13 protein-coding genes are annotated in these 19207 nt (G+C 65.7%); 5 read left to right on the top strand and 8 right to left on the bottom strand.

The annotated features are described in order from the left end of the window. Positions 1-32: 32 nt before the first annotated feature. On the bottom strand, positions 33-2564 hold the full coding sequence (gene leuS / locus ACFC25_RS20705) for a leucine--tRNA ligase (RefSeq protein WP_376048616.1): 2532 nt from the start codon (positions 2562-2564) through the stop codon (positions 33-35). Positions 2565-2862: 298 nt separating this feature from the next. Here leuS and ACFC25_RS20700 point away from each other — a divergent pair, with 298 nt between their 5' ends. Continuing rightward, on the top strand, positions 2863-5196 hold the full coding sequence (locus ACFC25_RS20700; protein WP_376048613.1) for a PEP/pyruvate-binding domain-containing protein: 2334 nt from the start codon (positions 2863-2865) through the stop codon (positions 5194-5196). Here ACFC25_RS20700 and ACFC25_RS20695 read toward each other — a convergent pair. The 4 genes from ACFC25_RS20695 to ACFC25_RS20680 all read right to left on the bottom strand — a co-directional run bounded on the left by ACFC25_RS20695 (position 5187) and on the right by ACFC25_RS20680 (position 10261). Further along, positions 5187-5945: a hypothetical protein gene (locus ACFC25_RS20695; protein ID WP_376048610.1), complete on the bottom strand. Its 759-nt coding sequence runs from the start codon at positions 5943-5945 to the stop codon at positions 5187-5189. The genes ACFC25_RS20700 and ACFC25_RS20695 overlap by 10 nt on opposite strands. A 104-nt stretch (positions 5946-6049) precedes the next feature. Then, positions 6050-7564: a glycerol kinase GlpK gene (glpK, locus tag ACFC25_RS20690; protein ID WP_337351180.1), complete on the bottom strand. Its 1515-nt coding sequence runs from the start codon at positions 7562-7564 to the stop codon at positions 6050-6052. A gap of 40 nt (positions 7565-7604) precedes the next feature. Continuing rightward, entirely contained in the window at positions 7605-8354 is a 750-nt protein-coding gene (locus tag ACFC25_RS20685) for an MIP/aquaporin family protein (protein ID WP_337348574.1), read from the bottom strand. Between the two features lie 95 nt (positions 8355-8449). Continuing rightward, complete coding sequence (locus ACFC25_RS20680; protein ID WP_376048606.1) at positions 8450-10261, bottom strand: glycerol-3-phosphate dehydrogenase/oxidase; 1812 nt, start codon at positions 10259-10261, stop codon at positions 8450-8452. Between the two features lie 123 nt (positions 10262-10384). Here ACFC25_RS20680 and ACFC25_RS20675 point away from each other — a divergent pair, with 123 nt between their 5' ends. From ACFC25_RS20675 to ACFC25_RS20660, 4 genes are read left to right on the top strand one after another with little or no spacing between them, the layout of a single operon-like run. Further along, complete coding sequence (locus ACFC25_RS20675; protein ID WP_337348575.1) at positions 10385-11347, top strand: sugar-binding domain-containing protein; 963 nt, start codon at positions 10385-10387, stop codon at positions 11345-11347. Between the two features lie 35 nt (positions 11348-11382). Continuing rightward, complete coding sequence (locus ACFC25_RS20670) at positions 11383-12258, top strand: aldo/keto reductase (protein ID WP_337351178.1); 876 nt, start codon at positions 11383-11385, stop codon at positions 12256-12258. Positions 12259-12269: 11 nt separating this feature from the next. Continuing rightward, positions 12270-13199, top strand: a complete 930-nt coding sequence (locus ACFC25_RS20665; protein WP_376048602.1) for an alpha/beta fold hydrolase — start codon at positions 12270-12272, stop codon at positions 13197-13199. Next, positions 13196-14299 (top strand): glycosyltransferase family 4 protein, encoded by a 1104-nt coding sequence (locus ACFC25_RS20660; protein WP_376048599.1) that lies wholly within the window; start codon positions 13196-13198, stop codon positions 14297-14299. The genes ACFC25_RS20665 and ACFC25_RS20660 overlap by 4 nt, the downstream gene beginning before the upstream one ends. Before the next feature lie 23 nt (positions 14300-14322). On the opposite strand, the gene ACFC25_RS20655 is transcribed toward ACFC25_RS20660, so the two are convergent. The 3 genes from ACFC25_RS20655 to coaBC all read right to left on the bottom strand — a co-directional run bounded on the left by ACFC25_RS20655 (position 14323) and on the right by coaBC (position 19198). Further along, complete coding sequence (locus ACFC25_RS20655; protein ID WP_376048596.1) at positions 14323-16491, bottom strand: primosomal protein N'; 2169 nt, start codon at positions 16489-16491, stop codon at positions 14323-14325. 149 nt (positions 16492-16640) lie between these two features. Then, complete coding sequence (gene metK / locus ACFC25_RS20650) at positions 16641-17876, bottom strand: methionine adenosyltransferase (RefSeq protein ID WP_337348580.1); 1236 nt, start codon at positions 17874-17876, stop codon at positions 16641-16643. Between the two features lie 77 nt (positions 17877-17953). Then, on the bottom strand, positions 17954-19198 hold the full coding sequence (gene coaBC, locus ACFC25_RS20645) for a bifunctional phosphopantothenoylcysteine decarboxylase/phosphopantothenate--cysteine ligase CoaBC (protein ID WP_376048593.1): 1245 nt from the start codon (positions 19196-19198) through the stop codon (positions 17954-17956). Positions 19199-19207: the final 9 nt, after the last annotated feature.

Raw genomic sequence — 19207 nt, 5'->3', positions numbered from 1 at the left:
CCGCCGGAAGGATCCGGCGGCCGGTGACCCGGCTAAGCCGGGACGATGTTCACCAGTTTAGGGGCACGCACGATGACTGTGCGGATACCCCGCCCATCGAGGGCGCGCTGAACGTTTTCCGACGCGAGGGCCAGTTCACGCAGCTCGTCTTCACTGATCTCCGGGGAGACCTCGAGACGGTCGCGGACCTTGCCCTGGACCTGGACGACAGCGGTGACGGTTTCCTGCACCAGGAGCGCTTCGTCGTGGGTTGGCCAGCCGGCGTTCGCCACGGAGGCAGGGTGGCCCAGGACGTTCCACATGTCCTCCGCGGTGTACGGCGCGAAGAGACTGAGGATAACGGCCACGGCCTCCGCGGCTTCGCGCACCGCAGGATCGGAACCACCGGCGCCGCCAGCCGCATCAATGGTCTTGCGGGTCGCGTTGACCAGCTCCATCAGTTTGGCCACCACCACGTTGAACTTGTTGCTGTCCAACAGGGCCGCGGCGTCGGCAATCGTGCGGTGGGTCACCGAACGCAGCGCCCGGTCGCCGGAGGCGGCGTCGGTGCCGGGGGTGCTGGTGACGTCCTGCGCCAGCCGCCAGGCGCGGGCCAGGAACTTCGCAGAGCCCGACGGCGAAACATCCGCCCAGTCGACGTCGTCCTCCGGAGGGGAAGCGAAGATCATGGTGAGCCGGACGGCGTCCACACCGTACTTATCCAGCTGCTCACCAAGGTCAACGCCATTGCCGAGGGACTTGCTCATGGCCTTGCCGCCGTTGAGGACCTGGCCCTGGTTCAGCAGGGCGCTGAACGGTTCGTCGGCGTCGATCATGCCGAGGTCGTGGATGACCTTGGTGAAGAACCGGGCGTAGAGCAGGTGCAGGATGGCGTGCTCCACGCCGCCGACGTACTGGCCAACTGGCATCCAGTCGTTGATCTTTGCGGGGTCGAAGGGGCCGTCCGTGTATTCCGGGGAGACAAACCGCAGGAAGTACCACGACGAATCCACGAACGTATCCATGGTGTCGGTGTCCCGCTTTGCCGGTCCGTGGCAGTTGGGGCATTCAATATTGACCCAGGCCTCGGCGGCAGCCAGCGGCGACGTTCCCTTCGGCGAAAGGTCCTCGCCACGGAGATCTGCCGGGAGGGTGACGGGCAGCTGCTCGTCCGGTACCGCAACCTCACCGCAGGCGGGGCAGTGAATGATGGGGATGGGCGTGCCCCAGAACCGCTGCCGGCTCAACAGCCAGTCACGCAGCCGGAAGTTGACGAACTTCTCGCCGGTGCCCTGCTTTTCAAGGATGCCAATGGCGGCGGGGATGGCCTCAGCCTTTGGCAGGCCATCGAGGACGCCTGAGTTGATCAGGGTGCCCTCCCCCGCAGTTGCCTTACCGGAAGCAGCCGGGTCCTCCTCGCCGGTGTCCAGCACGGCGCGGACGGGCAGGTCGAAGGTCTTGGCGAAGTCAAGGTCACGCTGGTCGTGGGCCGGGACAGCCATGATGGCTCCGGTACCGTAGTCGGCCAGCACGTAGTCTGCGGCCCAGACGGGCAGCTTCTCGCCGTTCAGCGGGTTGACGGCGTACCGGCCGGTAAAGACACCGGTTTTTTCGCGCTCGGTGGACTGGCGTTCGATCTCCGTGAGGGCTTTGACCTGCTCGCGGTACGCGTCCAGGGCGCCGGCATGCTCTTCCGTGACCAGCTCGACGGCGAGCGGCGCGTCAGCGGCGACCACGAAGAACGTGGCGCCGTAAAGGGTGTCGGGGCGGGTGGTGAAGACCGTGACGTCCTTGGCGGGCTTGCCGCCGTCGGCCTCGATCACAAAGTTGACGTGGGCACCTTCAGAACGGCCGATCCAGTTCTTCTGCATGGCCAGCACGCGCTCGGGCCAGTGGCCTCGTAGCTCCTCCATGTCATCGAGGAGCCGGTCGGCGTACTCGGTGATCTTGAAGTACCACTGATTCAGGGACTTCTTGGTGACCGCGGTGCCGCAGCGTTCGCAGGCCCCGTTGACCACCTGTTCGTTGGCCAGGACGGTCTGGTCCTTAGGGCACCAGTTGACCGGGGAATCCTTGCGGTAGGCCAGGCCACGCTCATAGAAGCGCTTGAACAGCCACTGGGTCCAGCGGTAATACTCCGGGTCGGAAGTGTGCAGCCGCCGTGACCAGTCCGCGGAGATCGCGTACCGCTTGAACGACGCGGCCTGCGTTTCGATATTGGCGTAGGTCCACTCGCTGGGGTGGGCGTTGCGTTTGATGGCGGCGTTCTCCGCCGGCAGGCCGAAGGAGTCCCAACCGATCGGGTGCAGGACATCGAAGCCCTGCTGGCGCAGGTACCGTGCCACGACGTCGCCCATGGCAAACGCTTCGGCGTGGCCCATGTGGAGGTCGCCCGATGGGTACGGAAACATGTCCAGGACATAGCGGCGCTCGCGGGAACCGTCATCGGCTGGGGTAAAGACCTTGAGGTCTTCCCATACCTGCGGCCATTTGGCCTCCATAGCCGCGAAGCTGTAGGTGCCCTCCTCAGGCCCCTCAGCTGCCACTGCTGGTGTTCCGGTCTCTGTCTCCGGCTGAACGCTCACTGCTGCCCTCTTCTGTTCTGTTACGGCATCTGTGCGGCCGTAACTTCTCTGATCCCTTCTGCTGCCGGCCCGGCAAACCTGCCCGGACACACAAAAGCCCCTCTCCATGGAGGGGCTGCCGCGCGGCGATCCGGTTGACTCCGGATACCGGGCGGCTAGCTAAGCAGAAGGATCGCACGCATAGAACTACTTTAGCGCACCGCGAAGGGACGCTGCGGTGACCCGTGCCTACCCGTTGCCGCCAGGCATGAATAGACTGAAATCCGCTGTGCAACAACGGACGGGACCGGTGACCCTGGTGAGTGAAAACATCCTGTTTCCCCCTCTCGGCCACCCCGCCGCGCTGGCCCGGGAGACCGTCGGCAGCAAGGCTGCTGCGCTTTCGGCCTTGGCGGCAGCAGGTTTCCCGGTACCGCCCGGCTTTGTGGTCACGGGCACTGCCCTTGAGGCCGGAGTATCCCAAGGTGTGACCGGAGGCCTTCAGGCGGCAGCCGCCGCTGCCGGCCCCGGCCCGTACGCAGTAAGGTCCTCGGCCGCTGCGGAAGACCTGCCCGGCGCATCCTTCGCGGGCATGTATGAGAGCTACCTCAACGTGGACGCGGCCAGCCTGCCCGGGGCCGTGGAGCGCTGCTTTGAATCGGCCAGGGCTGACCGCGTCAGGGCCTACGAAGCCTCTATCAGGACTGTCGCCGGCGAGGGACCGGACACGTACGACGGCGCAGCGGCAGGTGCCTGGGCCGGCATGGCGGTTCTCGTGCAACAGATGGTGGACCCTGTCGCCGCGGGCGTCGCCTTGACCGCCAACCCGCTGACCGGGGACCGCAGCGAAACCGTCATCTCCGCGGTTCCGGGCCTCGCCGAAGGCCTGGTTTCCGGCGTGGAGACGGGCGAGGAATGGGTTGTGCGCGAGGGGCGGCCCGCCCTGGCCCGCGGCGCCGCCGGTGTTCTTTCGGAGGAAAGCGCGACGGCGGTGGCCGCCACTGCGGCGCAGGTGGCCCGGCACTTTGGGCGCCCGCAGGACATTGAGTGGGCACTGGACAAAGCGGGCAAGGTCCAGGTTCTGCAGGCCCGTCCGATGACCGCCCTCCCCGATCCTGTTTCCTGGAACCCGCCCGGAAGGGGCACCTGGCTGCGGAACTTCCGCCTGGGCGAATGGCTGCCTGAGCCGGTCACTCCGCTGTTCATGGACTGGGTCATACCGCGGATCGATGCCGCCTACAACCAGGCCGTCTTCGCGTCCGCCGGCATTTCCGTGCCCATGGGGCATGGGCTGGTCAATGGCTGGTACTACGTCGCCCCGCCGAGCCCCAGGGCGCTCCCCCACCTGCTGTTCGGCGGCGAACCCCGGTCCCTGCCGTACTTCTTCAACTCCGTGGTGCGGCCCATGTTCGACCCCGCCGGGGCGGACAGGACAGTGCTGCGGGGGCTCGAAGACGAATGGCGCACCCAGTGCCTGCCCTCATACCGGGCACTTGTGGAGTCCTCGAGGGGTGTCGTGGGAACGGCTGCCCTGCCCGAGCTGATGGACATCGTGGAGCGGGTGGCGCAGAAAGCAGGAGAATATCTCTGGTTCTTTGCGGCCACCGGCGGTGCTGCCTGGAAGATGGAGATGGTACTCGCGCGGTTCTGGCGCCGAAACATTGCCGGTGCGACCGCCAGCCGGGCCGCGCCGGGCGCATTGGAGGCCACCGGATACCAAACACTTCTGGGCGGCCTGGCTCCTGCCCTGCCTGCAAGCGTTCCGCACGCTGTCTACAGCCTCGACTGGTATCACCGGACCGCGGGCGAGCAGCCCGACCCCCACCCCGCGCCGACGCCCCAGACGCTGAGTATCAACGCTCCGCAGCACGTGCCTGCCCCGCCGGCAGCTGAACGGCGCCGGGCGGCTGAGGCGTCATGCCGTGCGGCGCTGAAGCGGACACGCCAGCTGCGCAGGTTTGACACCCTCCTCAGCGCGGCCCAGCACTATGCCCTGCTCCGCGAGGAGCAGGCGAGGGACTTCACGCTGGGCTGGCCCCTGCTGCGCCAGTGTGCCACCGAAATAGGCATCCGCCTTCGGGACGGCGGAATCATCGCCGACCCCGCGGACATCTACTTCCTGACCTTCGACGCCCTGCGCCTGGACGCGCCGCCGCAGCACGAAGAAGTAGCCCGGCGCCGCAAGGAATGGGCACGGCAGCGGAAGCTATCAGCTCCGCTGCAACTGGGAAAGATGCCGCCGGTGGTGGGCAACATGTTCGACCGAATAGCCAACTCGGCACGCAGCACCAGGGACGTGCCGACAGGTGCCTTGGTGGGGCATCCGGCCAGTCCAGGGCGGGCGGAGGGCCGGGTGCGCGTGGTGGACGGTCCGGAGGGATTCTCCCGGTTCCTGCCGGGCGAGATCCTGGTGGCCAAAGCCACGGCGCCGGCGTGGACCCCGCTGTTTGCTGTGGCTGCCGCCGTCGTGACGGACGGCGGCAACCTGGCCGCGCACGCTTCCCTCGTGGCCCGCGAGTACGGCATCCCCGCCGTTGTTGGTACCGGCAACGCCACCGAGCTCCTTCGGACAGGGCAGCTGGTTACTGTCGATGGCAGCGCGGGGACTGTCGAAGTGGGGAGTCTTTCAGATCAACGGGGTTCTCACGCATAGGCCAGGCTGAGCATCACGGCCTTCAGCTGTGCGTACTGCTCTGTAGCCATCCACGCCCGCGCTGCTTCCCTGCCCGCGAAGGCCGGCTCGGGCGGGGTGTTGAAGATGACACTGGTGATGGAGGCACCATTTCCCATGGTCAGAATGTCACAGCCCGAGGACGTTTCGCCTTCTTCCAGGTACCGCGGTTGCCTGACCGTCATGCTGTACCAGTCCTGCTCCCCTATGCTCTCCACAACGAACCCGAACTCAGGCACGGTGCCCTCCGCATCACGCATTGCAGGGACAGCGGACCTGTCCAGCACCGTGCGGTCGGCCGGCCCGGCGGTGCACCCGATGCCGTCCGCCCCGCTTGCTACGCGGAGGAGATCATTACCACCGCCATCCGACACGACCGCTTCGATGGCACCCCCGGGCGGGTCCTCGAACCCAGGACCACCGCTTACGGTCGTGACCGACCAGTCTTCCGGGTAGGAGAAAGAGATATGCCCGTCCGGGAACGTGAACGACTTATGGGCCGGCGAAACAGCTACAGCGGCCGCGGTGGTTTCCTTCGGAGCAGGAGCAGCGGTTGTAGTGCTCACCGCCGGAACAGGGACAACGCTTGTGGTGGTCACCGCCGCCGGCGACGGAGCAGCAGCCCCCGTTTTCTCAACCTCGGGCTGAGGTCCGCACCCGGAAAGTGCCAGGCTCACCACCAAACCACCAACGACGGCTGCACCAATACGTCGGACACGGTATGAACCCATGTGCCACTATCCCCCTTGAAGCGATTGAACGCCGACTGACTGCCGGTTCAACCCATAAGTTTCCGGCAACGCCGCAATGGTTACACACGAGGATGGCCGAACAACTACCTCACGTCGTCATCCACCCAGTCCATCGATTTCGTGACGGCCTTACGCCACAGGCGGAGCTGGCGGTCCTGTTCGGCCTGGTCAAGCTGCGGTTCCCAGCGCTTGTCCTCGGACCAGTTGGCCGACAGCTCGCCGAGGTCCTTCCAGAATCCGACGGCGAGGCCTGCTGCGTAGGCCGCGCCCAGGGCGGTGGTTTCCACGACCTCGGGCCGGATTACCGGGACGCCCAGGATGTCCGCCTGAAACTGCATCAGGGCATCGTTGGCAACCATGCCGCCGTCGACCTTTAGCTCCGTGAGCGGAACGCCTGAGTCCGCGTTGACAGCGTCCAGCACCTCGCGGGTCTGGAACGCCGTTGCTTCCAGCGCTGCCCGTGCAATGTGGTTCTTGTTGACGAAGCGGGTCAGGCCCACAATGGCGCCGCGGGCGTCGGAGCGCCAGTACGGGGCGAAGAGGCCGGAGAACGCCGGGACGATGTAGACGCCGCCGTTGTCCTTGACTGACGCCGCCAGCGTCTCCACCTCGGGAGCGCTGCTGATCATGCCCAGGTTGTCCCGCAGCCACTGGATCAGGGACCCGGTGACAGCGATGGAGCCTTCCAGTGCGTAGTGCGGTGCGGCATCTCCCAGCTTGTAACCGACGGTGGTCAGGAGCCCGTTCTTGGAGTGGACGATCTCCTCCCCAGTGTTGAAGATGAGGAAGCAGCCAGTGCCGTAGGTGTTCTTGGCTTCGCCCGTCTGGAAGGCCGCCTGGCCGAACGTAGCGGCCTGCTGGTCCCCGAGGATGCCAGCTACGGGGACTTCGCGCAGCAACTGCGACGTGTGGACCGTGCCGTAGACCTCGGAGGAGGATTTGATCTCCGGCATCATGCTCAGCGGGACACCGAAGATCCCCAGGATCTCCTCGTCCCAGCTCAGGGTCTCGAGGTCCATAAACAGGGTGCGGGAGGCATTCGTGACGTCAGTGACGTGCACGCCGCCATCGACCCCGCCAGTCAGGTTCCACAGGACCCAGGCGTCGGTGTTGCCGAAAATAAGTTCACCGGCTTCCGCCTTGGCCCGGGCACCTTCCACGTTGTCCAGGATCCATTTGATCTTGGTGCCGGAGAAATAAGTGGCCAGGGGAAGGCCCACCTTGTGCTTGAACCGTTCCGGCCCGCCGTCCTGGGAGAGCTCGTCAACGATGCTTTGGGTCCGGGTGTCCTGCCAGACGATGGCGTTATAAACAGGCTCGCCGGTGGTCTTGTCCCACACTACGGCGGTTTCGCGCTGGTTGGTGATGCCGACGGCGGCAATGTCGTGCCGGGTCAGGTTCGCCTTGGAGAGCGCGGAGGCAATGACCTCCCGGGTGTTGTTCCAGATCTCGGCGGGGTTGTGCTCCACCCAGCCTGCCTGCGGGAAGATCTGTTCGTGCTCCATCTGGCCCGACGAGACAATATTGCCGCTGTGGTCGAAGACGATGGCGCGGGAGCTGGTGGTGCCTTGGTCAATGGCGATTACGTACTGGTTCATGATGACGTCCTTGTCTGTATACGGGGTGTTGGCTGAACGGTCAGGCGGCGGCAGTAATGATGATCGGGGCTATCCTGGCGACAATACCGCCCAGGGCACCACCTGCCAGGGGTCCCACTACGGGAATCCACGAGTAGGCCCAGTCGCTGGTGCCCTTTCCTTTGATGGGAAGCAAAGCGTGAGCAATCCGCGGCCCCAGGTCACGGGCCGGGTTGATGGCGTAGCCTGTGGGTCCGCCGAGGGAAACACCGATGCCCACCACGAGCAGGGCGACGGCAAGAGGTCCCAGGCCCGAGGGAGTTCCGCCGAGGGTGAGGATCACAAAAACCAGCACGAAACTGCCGATGATCTCGGTGACGAGGTTCCACGGCGTGGAGCGGATCGCCGGGCCGGTGGAGAACACGCCCAGTTTACTGGCCGTCTCGAGGTCGGCGTCGAGGTGCTGCTTATAGGCGGCCCAGCAGACCACTGCGCCGAGGAAAGCCCCCAGCATTTCGCCGCCGAAGTACGTCAGGGTTGAAGCAACATCAATCGGGACCTCTGGGGCATAGGGCCGTTTGCCCTCAACCAGGATCCCGAGGGTGACGGCGGGATTGAGGTGTGCGCCGGACTTGGCAGCAACGAAAACACCCGCGAAAACGGCGATGCCCCACCCCCAGGTCACCATCAGGAACCCGCCGCTGTAGCCTTTGGTGCCCTTTAAGGCAACGTTGGCGACCACGCCGCAACCCAGGAGGGTGAGCATCGCAGTTCCGAAGACTTCGGAAAGGAAAACAATTCCAAGAGACATCTTTGACTCCTCTATATCTGTCGTCGGTCCATCGCGGTTGCAGGACCGACCGTAGGGCCGGGGCACGGTGGTGCCCCGGCTTTCAGCCGGGTTGCCTAGGCGACCAAACTGTGGATCTCTACTCGGTGGAGACGCTCCAGCACGTCGTGCGCAGCCCGGATCTGCGCGGCCGTTGTGGCGGGATCCCAACCCAGCGGACCGGCGAGCACCTCCGCCACCTCGTGCAGCAGTTCACCCGTCACCAGGCCGCGGAAGGCAAGGGACGTCCGGCGGATGAGCACATCTGCGAGGTGCCCGATCTGCTCATTGGCGGCCATAAATTCCAGCTCGCGGACACTGAGCTCGCGCGTGGAGTGCAGGAGCCGGTCAGCTCCGGCGTCGAGGTAGTCCATGACTTCCTCGGCGCGGGTGCCATAGCGCGTCAGCAGGACCGCGGTCCGGTCGGCGTCGCGGCTGGCGGACATGTGGGCCTTAATCCATTTCTGGACCCCCGCCTCGTCCTCAGGAAAGCCGGTCCCGCCTCCGATGGCGAGCTTCGCCGTCGAAACCTTCCGTTCCATCCCCAATTCGGCGAGCACGTCGTTGGCCATATGCTCGGCCAGCGCGCGGAACGTTGTCCACTTGCCACCCACCAGGGAAAGAACGACGGCGCCTGCCGCCCCTTCGCGCCGCTCGATCCGATAGTCCCTTGAGACAAATCCTGGCTGGGTTGCGTCGTGCCGCGGGAGCGGGCGGACACCGGAGAACGTGTAGACGATCTGCCCGCGGTTCACCGGGATGTCGGGGAAGACGTGGCTAATCAGTTCAAGGAAGTAGTCGATCTCGCCGTCGGTGCACACCGCGTCCTGGCCCATGTCGGCCTCCACGTCGGTGGTTCCCACCAGGACCCTGTCCCCCATCGGGTAGATCAGGACGATCCGCCCATCCGTGTGCTCAAAGAAGATTTCGCGGCCACGGCATGCTTCGAGCAGTTCGGGGTGGTCCAAGACAATGTGCGAGCCCTTGGTGCCACCCATGAACTGGGAGCCGGCGCCCATCGCCCCGTTGGTCAGGTCCACCCAGGCCCCGGTGGTGTTGACGATGACATCCGCGGTGAAGTCAAAAACGTCGCCGGTGAGCTCGTCGCGCAACTGGACGGTGCTTCCCGCGGTGCGGCCGGTACTGCCGGGTGCCGCGGCGGCTGTCATGGACTGCAGCGAAAGATAGTTGCTGGCCCGGGCCGTGGCGTCAGCGGGGCCGTCGACGCCCAACCCGGCCTTCTCCCCGTCCTGGAGGACGTCCAGGGTGAGTCGCTCCGGATTGTGCACAGACGCATCAAAGTAGGTGGCCGCATATTTGATGCCGGGGTGGAGGTGCGGCAGTTCGGCCAGTGCACGCTTCCGGCCCCGGAACTGGTGGCGGGGAACGGATCCGCCGTCACGGGAGAACGAATCGTAAAGGCTGAGCCCCACCTTGATGAGGAACGCACCGCGCTCCTTCGGCTTGCCCTGCTGCTTGTGCGTCAGGAAGCGCAACGGGGCCGACAGCACCCCGGAGAATGTACTAAAAATCGGAATCGTGGTTTGGAGTGGCTTCACGTAGTGGGGCGCGATGCGGAGCAGGCGGTTTCGTTCCACCACTGATTCCCGGACCAGCCGAAACTCGCCGTTTTCCAGGTAGCGGATGCCGCCGTGGATCATGTGCGAGGAGGCGCCGCTGGCACCTTGGCAGTAGTCTCCGCGCTCCACCAAGGCAACATCGACACCCTGCAGGGCAAGATCGCGGAACGTGCCCACGCCGTTGATTCCGCCGCCGACGATGAGCACTTTTGCCCGCGGACGCTGCCGCAGGGCCTGCACTGAAGAACGCGCTCCGGAGGCTGCAGACGGCTTGGCTCCGCTGTGGCCGAACAAATCATGGGTTCCCAAAACAACTCCCTTGGGTTTGGTGTATGCGGCTGCCGCCTGGCGAACCGCAGGTCTCCCACTATTGTTTGAAGTAATGGAAAATAGAGTCAACCTCTATGCACAAACGTGCAGAATGGATTCCCCATGTCACCCTCACGCCACTCCGACACCCTGCGGGCCGCGCAGATGTATTACTTGCAGGACCTCACCATGGACGCCATCGCCCGGGAACTGCGCACGTCCCGTTCCACGGTTTCCCGGCTCCTGTCCTCGGCCCGGGACTCCGGCCTCGTCCAGATCCAGATCCGCAATCCAATGGATACCGGCCCGGAACTGGAGGGCATGATCCGGGACGAGTACAACGTGGACGTGCACGTTGTCCCAATCCTGGAAACCCTGAACGAAGCTGAAACCCTGGACCGCGTAGCCATGCAGGCCGCACGAACGATCGGGCCGCTGGTGGATTCCAACGCCATCATCGGGGTGGCCTGGGGCTCCACGCTGAGCGCAGTGAGCCGGCACCTCACCCGCAAGATCACCCACGACACCGTCATTGTCCAACTCAACGGTGCGGGGAATATGCACACTACGGGCATCACGTACGCCAGCGACATCATGCGCCGCTTCGGAAGTGCCTACGGCGCCCGGGTGGAGCAGTTCCCGGTACCGGCGTTTTTTGACCACGCAGCGACCAAGACGGCCATGTGGAATGAACGCAGCGTGCAACGGATCCTGGAGCTCCAGTCAAGGATGAGCATGGCGATCTTCGGCGTGGGTTCGGTGGACGCCGACTTTCCAAGTCACGTCTACGCAGGGGGCTATTTGGACGAAAGTGATCTCAAGATCCTTGCAGAATCGGATGTTGTGGGCGACGTCGCAACCGTGTTTTTCCGTGGTGACGGGTCTTCTGACGGCATCGTACTCAATGAACGGTCCACCGGCCCTGCGCTCGCGGAACTGAAGCAGGTCCGGCGCCGCATCTGCGTGGTGTCCGGGGCGTCGAAGATCAATGGCCTGCGCGGAGCCCTGACCGCGGGGCTGGCGACCGACCTGATCCTTGATGAAGCAAGCGCGCGGCGCCTGGTCAGTTTCGACGGCCCCACCTGACGGAGTCTGTGTACAGAATGGGTAGAGTCGTTGCTATGAAAACCTCTCCCCGGCTCAGCCTGAACAACGGCGTGCTGATCGACCAGTTGGGATATGGGCTGTACAAGGTTCCGGTCGCGGAGGCGTCCGCCCTGGTGGCCACGGCACTGGGCGCCGGTTACCGGCATTTCGACACCGCAGCCATGTACGGGAATGAAACCGGAGTGGCCCGCGGGATCAGCTCCTCCTTCGGGTACGACGGCGGAACCGGAAGTGGCGGCTCAGGGGAAGCTGCCCCCGCGTTGTCCCGCGAGGACGTTTTCATTACCACGAAGGTCTGGAACGATGACCAGGGCTATGACGCAACGCTCCATGCGTTCGATACCTCCATGGTGAACCTCGGCCTGGACTACATAGACATGTACCTGATCCACTGGCCCTGCGCCCGGCGCGGGCTTTTCACGGAAACCTACCGCGCCCTGGAAACTCTGTATCGCGAAGGCAAAGTGCGTGCCATCGGCGTGTGCAATTTCCAGCCCGCCCACCTGGACCGACTGCTGCAGACGGCGGAGGTTGTGCCGGCCGTCAATCAGATCGAACTGCATCCCTGGCTCCAACAGGCTGAGCTCCGGGAGTTGCATGCCGCACTCGGTATCCTGACGGAGGCGTGGAGCCCCCTGGGGCGCGGGCAGGTCCTGGCGGACCCCGTGGTCCTGGCCTGCGCTGCCGAACACGGGGTGACGGCGGCACAGGTCATTCTGCGATGGCATGTCCAGCTGGGCCACATCGCCATCCCCAAAGCCAGCTCGGAGCCCCGGATCCGCGAAAATCTGGACGTCTTCCGCTTTGCGCTTTCGGACCGCGACATGACTGCGCTCGCTGAACTTGACCGGGGATACCGCACCGGGTCCCACCCTGACAACGTCAACTAGGACCGAGGGCCATGAAAACAGCTGACTCCCCGCCTCCCACCACGCCGTCCTACTTCAGCCATGAACTCGCGGCCCGGACCCAGGCCTCTGAGATAGAGCTCAACGGCAGCACCGTGGCCTACTGGACCTATGAACCGGTACAGGCGACACCGGAGACACGGACCATTCTGGTGATCCACGGCTTCAGGGGTGATCACCATGGGCTGCTCAGGGTTGCGGACCAGTTGCCCGGAATGCGGATCATCATGCCGGACCTCCCCGGCTTCGGCAGCTCCGGGGCCTTTGCCTCAGGAACCCATTCCGTGGAGCACTACGGCACGTTCATCACTGACTTTATGGCTGCCTTGGGCCTCGGCCCGGACACCGTGCTGCTGGGCCATTCGTTCGGGTCCATCGTTGCCGCGCACTTCGTGGCAGCCCACCCCGGTGCAGTGTCACCGCTGATCCTCATCAACCCGATTGCGGCACCGGCGCTGGAGGGGCCGAAGGGGATCATGACGAAACTTGCCGTCCTCTACTATCGGCTCGCGGCCCGGCTCCCCCGGAGGCTGGGCCTTGCGCTGCTCCGCAGCCCCCTGATCGTCCGCGTCATGAGCGAGGCCATGGCCAAAACCCGTGACAAAGAGCTTCGCCGGTTCATCCACGGCCAGCACCATGCCTACTTCAGCGCATTCGCCGACCGGGACAGCCTGCTGGAATCCTTCACAGCTTCCGTCAGCGGAAATGTGGCCGAGGTGGCCGGGCAGTTGTCACTGCCGGTCCTGCTCATCGCCGGCGAGAAGGACGAGATTGCGATGCTGCCTGACCAGCGCCGCCTCGCCGCGCTGCTGCCTGACGGCACCCTTAAGGTGATCCCCGGCGTCGGGCACCTGATCCACTACGAAACGCCCGCGCCGGCCGCCGGCTTCATCCTCACTTTCCTTAAGGACCACCCCGCGTGAAAATAGTCGTCGACGCCCGCTTCACCCGGACCGACCACCACGACGGAATCAGCCGCTATGGAGCCAGCCTGATAGCCGCAACGGCAAAGATCGCCGACGTGTCCATGCTCATCAGCGATCACCGGCAGCTTGCCCTGCTCCCCGACGTTCCCTACACGCTGATCAACAGCCCGCTCTCCCCGATGGAGCTCTTCGTGGCGCGGAAGATCAACCCGCTCAAAGCTGACGTGGTGGTGTGTCCCATGCAGACCATGGGCACGTGGGGCCGAAAGTACGGACTGGTCCTGACCCTGCACGACCTCATCTACTATGAGCACCCCGCCCCGCCGGGATTCCTGCCAGCACCCGTGCGCGTCCTGTGGCGCCTTTACCACAAGGCGTACTGGCCACAGCGGCTCCTGCTCAACCGGGCTGACATCGTGGCCACCATCAGCAGCACCACGAAAGCGCTGATGGCCAAGTACCGGCTCACCAGCCGCCCCGTGCGGATCATCAGCAACGCACCGCAACCAGACCAGGAGCCCCGGGACGCAGCCGCCGGTGCGGAGCACTCGCTCATCTACATGGGTTCGTTCATGCCCTACAAAAACGTGGAGACCATGGTGGCCGGAATGGCCGAACTGCCCGACTTCACCCTGCACCTGCTCAGCAGGATCACCCCCCAACGCAGGGCCGAACTGGAGATCATGGTGCCCCAGGGCGCCAAGGTGGTGTTCCATAATGGGGTGACTGACGACGAGTACGCCACCCTGCTCAAGAGCGCAACTGCCCTGGTGAGCCTCTCCCGGGCGGAGGGATACGGACTGCCACTCGTGGAGGCGATGGCACTGGGCACACCGGTCATCGCCAGCGACATCCCCATCTTCCGGGAGGTTGGCGGCCACGCTGCGTCCTACGTTGACCCCGGCTCCGCCGCGGAGTTTGCCACCGCCGTGAAAAAACTACGCGACGGCGAGCATTGGCAGGACGTGTCGCGGCGGTCCGTGGCGCGGGCGGCAGAGTTCACCTGGGATGAATCCGCCCGGCAACTGGTTGACGTGGCCCATGACATCGTGGCGGCCCGGTCAGGCGGCCGGAAACGTCCGACTCATCCGGCCTGAGCGGCCTAGCCGAGCCGACCGCACTACAGGACATCCACCCCGTCCAGGCGGAGCTGTACCGGTTCCTCGATCCGCTTGGCCGCAGCCGCTGCACGGGCGGCACGCAACACCCGGGTTACCTTCGCTGCCTGCCCATACGGGAAGAACAATAGCGTGCGGACGTCTTCGCCCAGCCGCTGGGGCGTGGCCGCGCCGACCAGCAGCACCGGCGCCGGTCCTGCCGTCCGCAGGGTCACCCCGTCTGCCTCCAGCTGCTTTTCCACACCCTCGGTGAAATGCACGACGGCGGCACGCGGGCCCGTGACGGAGGCGATCCGGACCGCCGGGGGCAACTGGAGCTCCACCCGGAGCGCCAGTTCACGCTGGGCATAACCGGCGGGATCCCAGCGCAGCAAGGCGCCAACCGCGGCGGTATCGGCCGCCGTGATCACCACGAGCCCACCGTCGGAGGCGGGCCGCACCAGGGCGGCGGCGTTGAACCAGCGCCGGACGGTGTCCTCCCCCGCCCGGAGGTTTTCGCGGCGGAGAAGCGAGTCGCCGTCCAGGAGCAGTGCTGCGGCATATCCCCCGTCCGCTACCGGCTCGGCACCCACCGTGGCGACCACGAGGACCTTTCCGTTGCCGACATCTGTCTTTACGTGATCCCCTGAGGAGGTGACCACCGCCTTGCCGGGGAACGCCCGGCCCAATTCCTCGGCGGTCCGCATCACCCCGGTGGCGCCCTTGCGGAGCCGGCGGCCGCCGCAATGGCTGCACTCCCAGTCCGGGGCCGGGGTGGAGCACCAGCGGCACTGGGGCATTGCGGCGCTGCCACTGGCACCGGCAATGGCCAAGGGGCCCTGGCAGGATCCGCAGCGCGCCAGCTCGCGGCAGGTTTCGCACACCAGCGACGGTGCGTAGCCGGCACGGGCCACCTGGACCAGGACCGGCCCCCGTTCCAGGCCCTCCTTCGCGGCGCGCCAGGCTGCCCCGGGAAGCCTGGCGATGCGGGCCAGTGGGTCACGTTCCTGTTCGAAACTGTCTGCAGTGTTCAAGACCCTGGGTACGGTGGAGCGGACTGCCGTGCGTTCGGCGACCACAGGCATGGCCCAGCCCGTTTCCACCAGCCGCTGCAACTCTGTGCTGCGGCTGTGACCCGCCATCAGGCAAGCCGTGCCTTCCTGGCCGGCGCGCAGGAGCAGGACGTCGCGCGCGTGCGCGTAGGGAGCACGCTGCTCGATGTGGAGGTCGTTTCCGTCGTCCCAACACGCCACAAGGCCGAGGTCGCGGACCGGCGCGAATGCCGCCGACCTGGTGCCGATGGCCACTTGCGCGGAACCGTCGAGCACGCGCAGGAAGTTCCGGTACCGCGGTGTTGGGCCGTCCTCGGCGGTCAACCGGGCGACGTCGTCGGCAGGCAGGAGTGCCGCCAGCGCCTTTTCGAGGCGGTCCAGGTCACGGTAGTCGGGAACCACCACCACAGCACCCCGGCCGGAGCCGCGGACCGCAGCGATGGCTTCAGCGATCAGCTGCGGCCACGCCGAACGCCCAAAGCCCTGGAGGGGACTGAACACCGCGCGCGGAGAACCGCCTTCCCTCAGGTGACGGACAAACGCTTCACCGTTGCGGTACGCCTCCCAACCGCCGGACACGGCATGGTTAGCGGCTGCGGCTGTATCTTCGACGTCAGAACCCCGGCCCTGCGGCGACGCAGCACCAGGGCCTGATGCCTCTGCCTCCACGGAACGGGCCAGAAACTCCTTCTCAAGCTTGGCCACCCGCGGCGGAACCGCAGCGCGCAGCACATCACTGAGGGTTCCGGCGTAGCGCGCGGCGACTGCCGAGGCCAGGTCCCGGACGGCCGGAGTCAGGACAGGCACCGGCGAGATGACCTTGTACAGCGGAACCAGGGTATGGCCGGCGTCGGATTCGGCGGCGCGTTCCATGATGAAACCGCCCAGTTCCTGGCCACTGAACTTGACCTTGACCCGCACTCCGGGCTGGGCAGCGGCATCGAGGTCCGCCGGCACACTGTAATCAAACGGGCGGTCAAGGTGGGGCAACGCCGACTCCACCAGCACCCTGGCAACCGGGAGGCGCGCGGCCAGGGCAGGACCGGTCTGCGGCGTGCGCGGCGGGAAACCCTGGAGCAGGGACATCTGCACACCGCCGGGAACGTCAGGCTCTGCCTGGACAGCCTTATCTCTTGCCATGTCGGCTACCCCCTACAGCATCCGGCGCGGGCCAGGTTGGTTGCCGGACACTGACTCCGGCGTTCCTTACTGACTGGACACAACCAACCAACCACCTTGCCCTGACATTTTCAGCCGGGCCGGGCGGAAGGCTTGGTCGGCTAGGCAGGCTAGGCGTTGAAGAAGGCCTTGAGATCGTCCACGCGGTCCAGGCGCTCCCAGGTGAAGTCGGGATCGTCGCGGCCGAAGTGGCCGTGTGCCGCAGTCTTGGCGTAGATGGGCCGCTTGAGATCCAGGGCGTCGATGATGGCACGCGGGCGGAGGTCGAAGATTTCGGCGATCGCGGCGCTGATCCGCGCCGGGTCCACGGTTTCCGTGCCAAACGTTTCCACGTACGTGCCAACCGGGCGGGCCTGGCCGATCGCGTAGGCAATCTGGATTTCGGCGCGCTTTGCCAAGCCTGCGGCCACCACGTTCTTCGCAACCCAGCGCATGGCGTAGGCGGCCGAACGGTCCACTTTGGACGGGTCCTTGCCCGAGAACGCGCCGCCGCCGTGGCGGGCCATGCCGCCGTAGGTGTCAACGATGATCTTGCGTCCGGTCAGGCCGGCGTCGCCGACGGGTCCGCCGATGACAAATTCTCCCGCGGGGTTCAGGATGTTGGCTGCCCGCGAGATGTCCAGGTTGGCGGCGGCCAGTACCGGATTGATCACGAAGGAGGCGAGGTCGGCGCGGAGCCGGTCCAGGCTGGTTCCTTCGGCGTGCTGGCTGGAGATGACCACGGTTTCCACCGAGACCGGGATGTCCTTGTCGTAGCCCACAGTGACCTGCGTCTTGCCGTCGGGTCGGAGGTAGGAAAGCTCGCCGGACTTACGCACTTCGGTCAGGCGTTCGGACAGGCGGTGCGCGAGCCAGATCGGCGTCGGCATGTACGACGGCGTTTCATCACTGGCGTAGCCGAACATCAGGCCCTGGTCGCCGGCGCCCTGGAGATCGTAGTCATCCTCCTGGCGGCCCTCGCGGGCCTCGAGGGAGTTGAACACGCCGCCGGCGATGTCGTTTGACTGCTGCCCAATGGAGACGGACACGCCGCAACGTGCGCCATCGAAGCCGTTGGCCGAGGAATCGTAGCCGATGCCAAGGATGGTCTCGCGGACGATCTGCGGGATCTCAACGTAGGCGTCCGTGGTGACCTCGCCGGCAACGTGGACCAGGCCCGTGGTGGCCATGGTTTCGACGGCGACGCGGGACTCCGGATCCGCAGCCAGCAGGGCGTCGAGGATGGCGTCGCTGATCTGGTCACAGATCTTGTCCGGGTGGCCTTCAGTCACCGACTCGGAGGTGAAGAGCCGGAGCGCCGAGGGCGTGGCCCCGTGGGTGTGGGGAATGTGCAGCGGTAAAGTCACTCAACTACCTTACTGGTTGGGAAACGGGCGTCCGGCAGCGTGTGTCCCCATGCTAAGGAAACGTTGCCGGCCTGCCGTCAGGCGCGGTGCGAAACGTGGTTCAGCTCATAGCCGATCCGGCTAATAACGGCGGCAGAGACTTCGGTCTTTGATCCTGAAGCCTCCTGGGGTTCGGAGCCGGAGCGCGAAAGGATGACGACGGCGTTGGTGTCCTGGCCAAAGACTTTATCCGTGCCCACATGGTTGACAACCAGCAGATCGCAGCCCTTGCGCCTGAGCTTGTCCTCGGCGTACGCCAGCACATCCCCCTCGCCGTCACCGGTCTCCGCGGCGAAGCCCACAATCAGCTGGCTTCGGCGCGCCTGGTCGTGGGCGGCATCGCGTACTTCCACCAGTTCGTGCAGGATGTCGGGATTCCGGACGAGGGAGATGACGGGGTCAGCGGCGTCGTCGCGCTTCTTTATTTTTGTGCCGGATATCTCGGCGGGACGGAAGTCGGCCACCGCGGCGGCCATAATGACGACGTCGGAATCCGCTGCAGCGGCCAGCGCGGCTTCCCGCAACTGCAGCGCAGTCTCCACTTCCACTACTTCAACACCGGCCGGCGGCGGCACTTCCATATGTGCAGCCAGGAGCCGGACCGAAGCTCCCGCGTTGCGGGCGGCAACGGCCAGGGCGACGCCCTGCTTGCCCGATGACCGGTTTCCCAGGAAGCGCACCGGGTCCAGTGGTTCGCGGGTTCCGCCGGCGCTGATGGTGACCGTTTTTCCGGCGAGCGGCAGTTGATAGTCGGACCTGCCCTGGGCCAGGGCGATGGCGGCGTCGAAGATGGCCTCCGGTTCGGGCAGGCGGCCAGGGCCTGAGTCAGAGCCGGTAAGCCGTCCGGAGGCGGGCTCCAGGACTGCGGCGCCCCGCCCCCGCAATGTCTCCACATTGGCGCGCGTGGCCGGGTGCTGCCACATCTCCGTATGCATGGCCGGGGCAAAAAGCACCGGACCACTGGCCATCAGGAGGGTGTTCGTGAGGAGGTCGTTGGCTTGGCCGGTGGCGGCACGCGCCAGCAGGTCCGCCGTCGCCGGTGCCACCACGATGAGGTCCGCTTCGTGACCCAACCGCACATGGTTGACCTGGTGGACGTCGTCGAAGACGCTGTTGCTGACGGGGTGCCCGGACAGGGCCTCCCACGTAGCGACTCCCACGAAGCGGGTAGCCGCTTCCGTGGGAATCACCGTGACGTCATGGCCGGCTTCAGTAAAAAGCCGGAGGAGCGATGCCACCTTGTAGGCGGCAATCCCTCCCCCGACTCCGAGGACTATGCGCACGTGACCTCC

It is taken from the genome of Pseudarthrobacter sp. NPDC055928 (assembly GCF_042270935.1).
Lineage (GTDB): Bacteria > Actinomycetota > Actinomycetes > Actinomycetales > Micrococcaceae > Arthrobacter.
The sequence above is the reverse complement of the archived record's forward strand: the minus strand, read 5'-3'. Positions and strand labels throughout refer to the sequence as shown.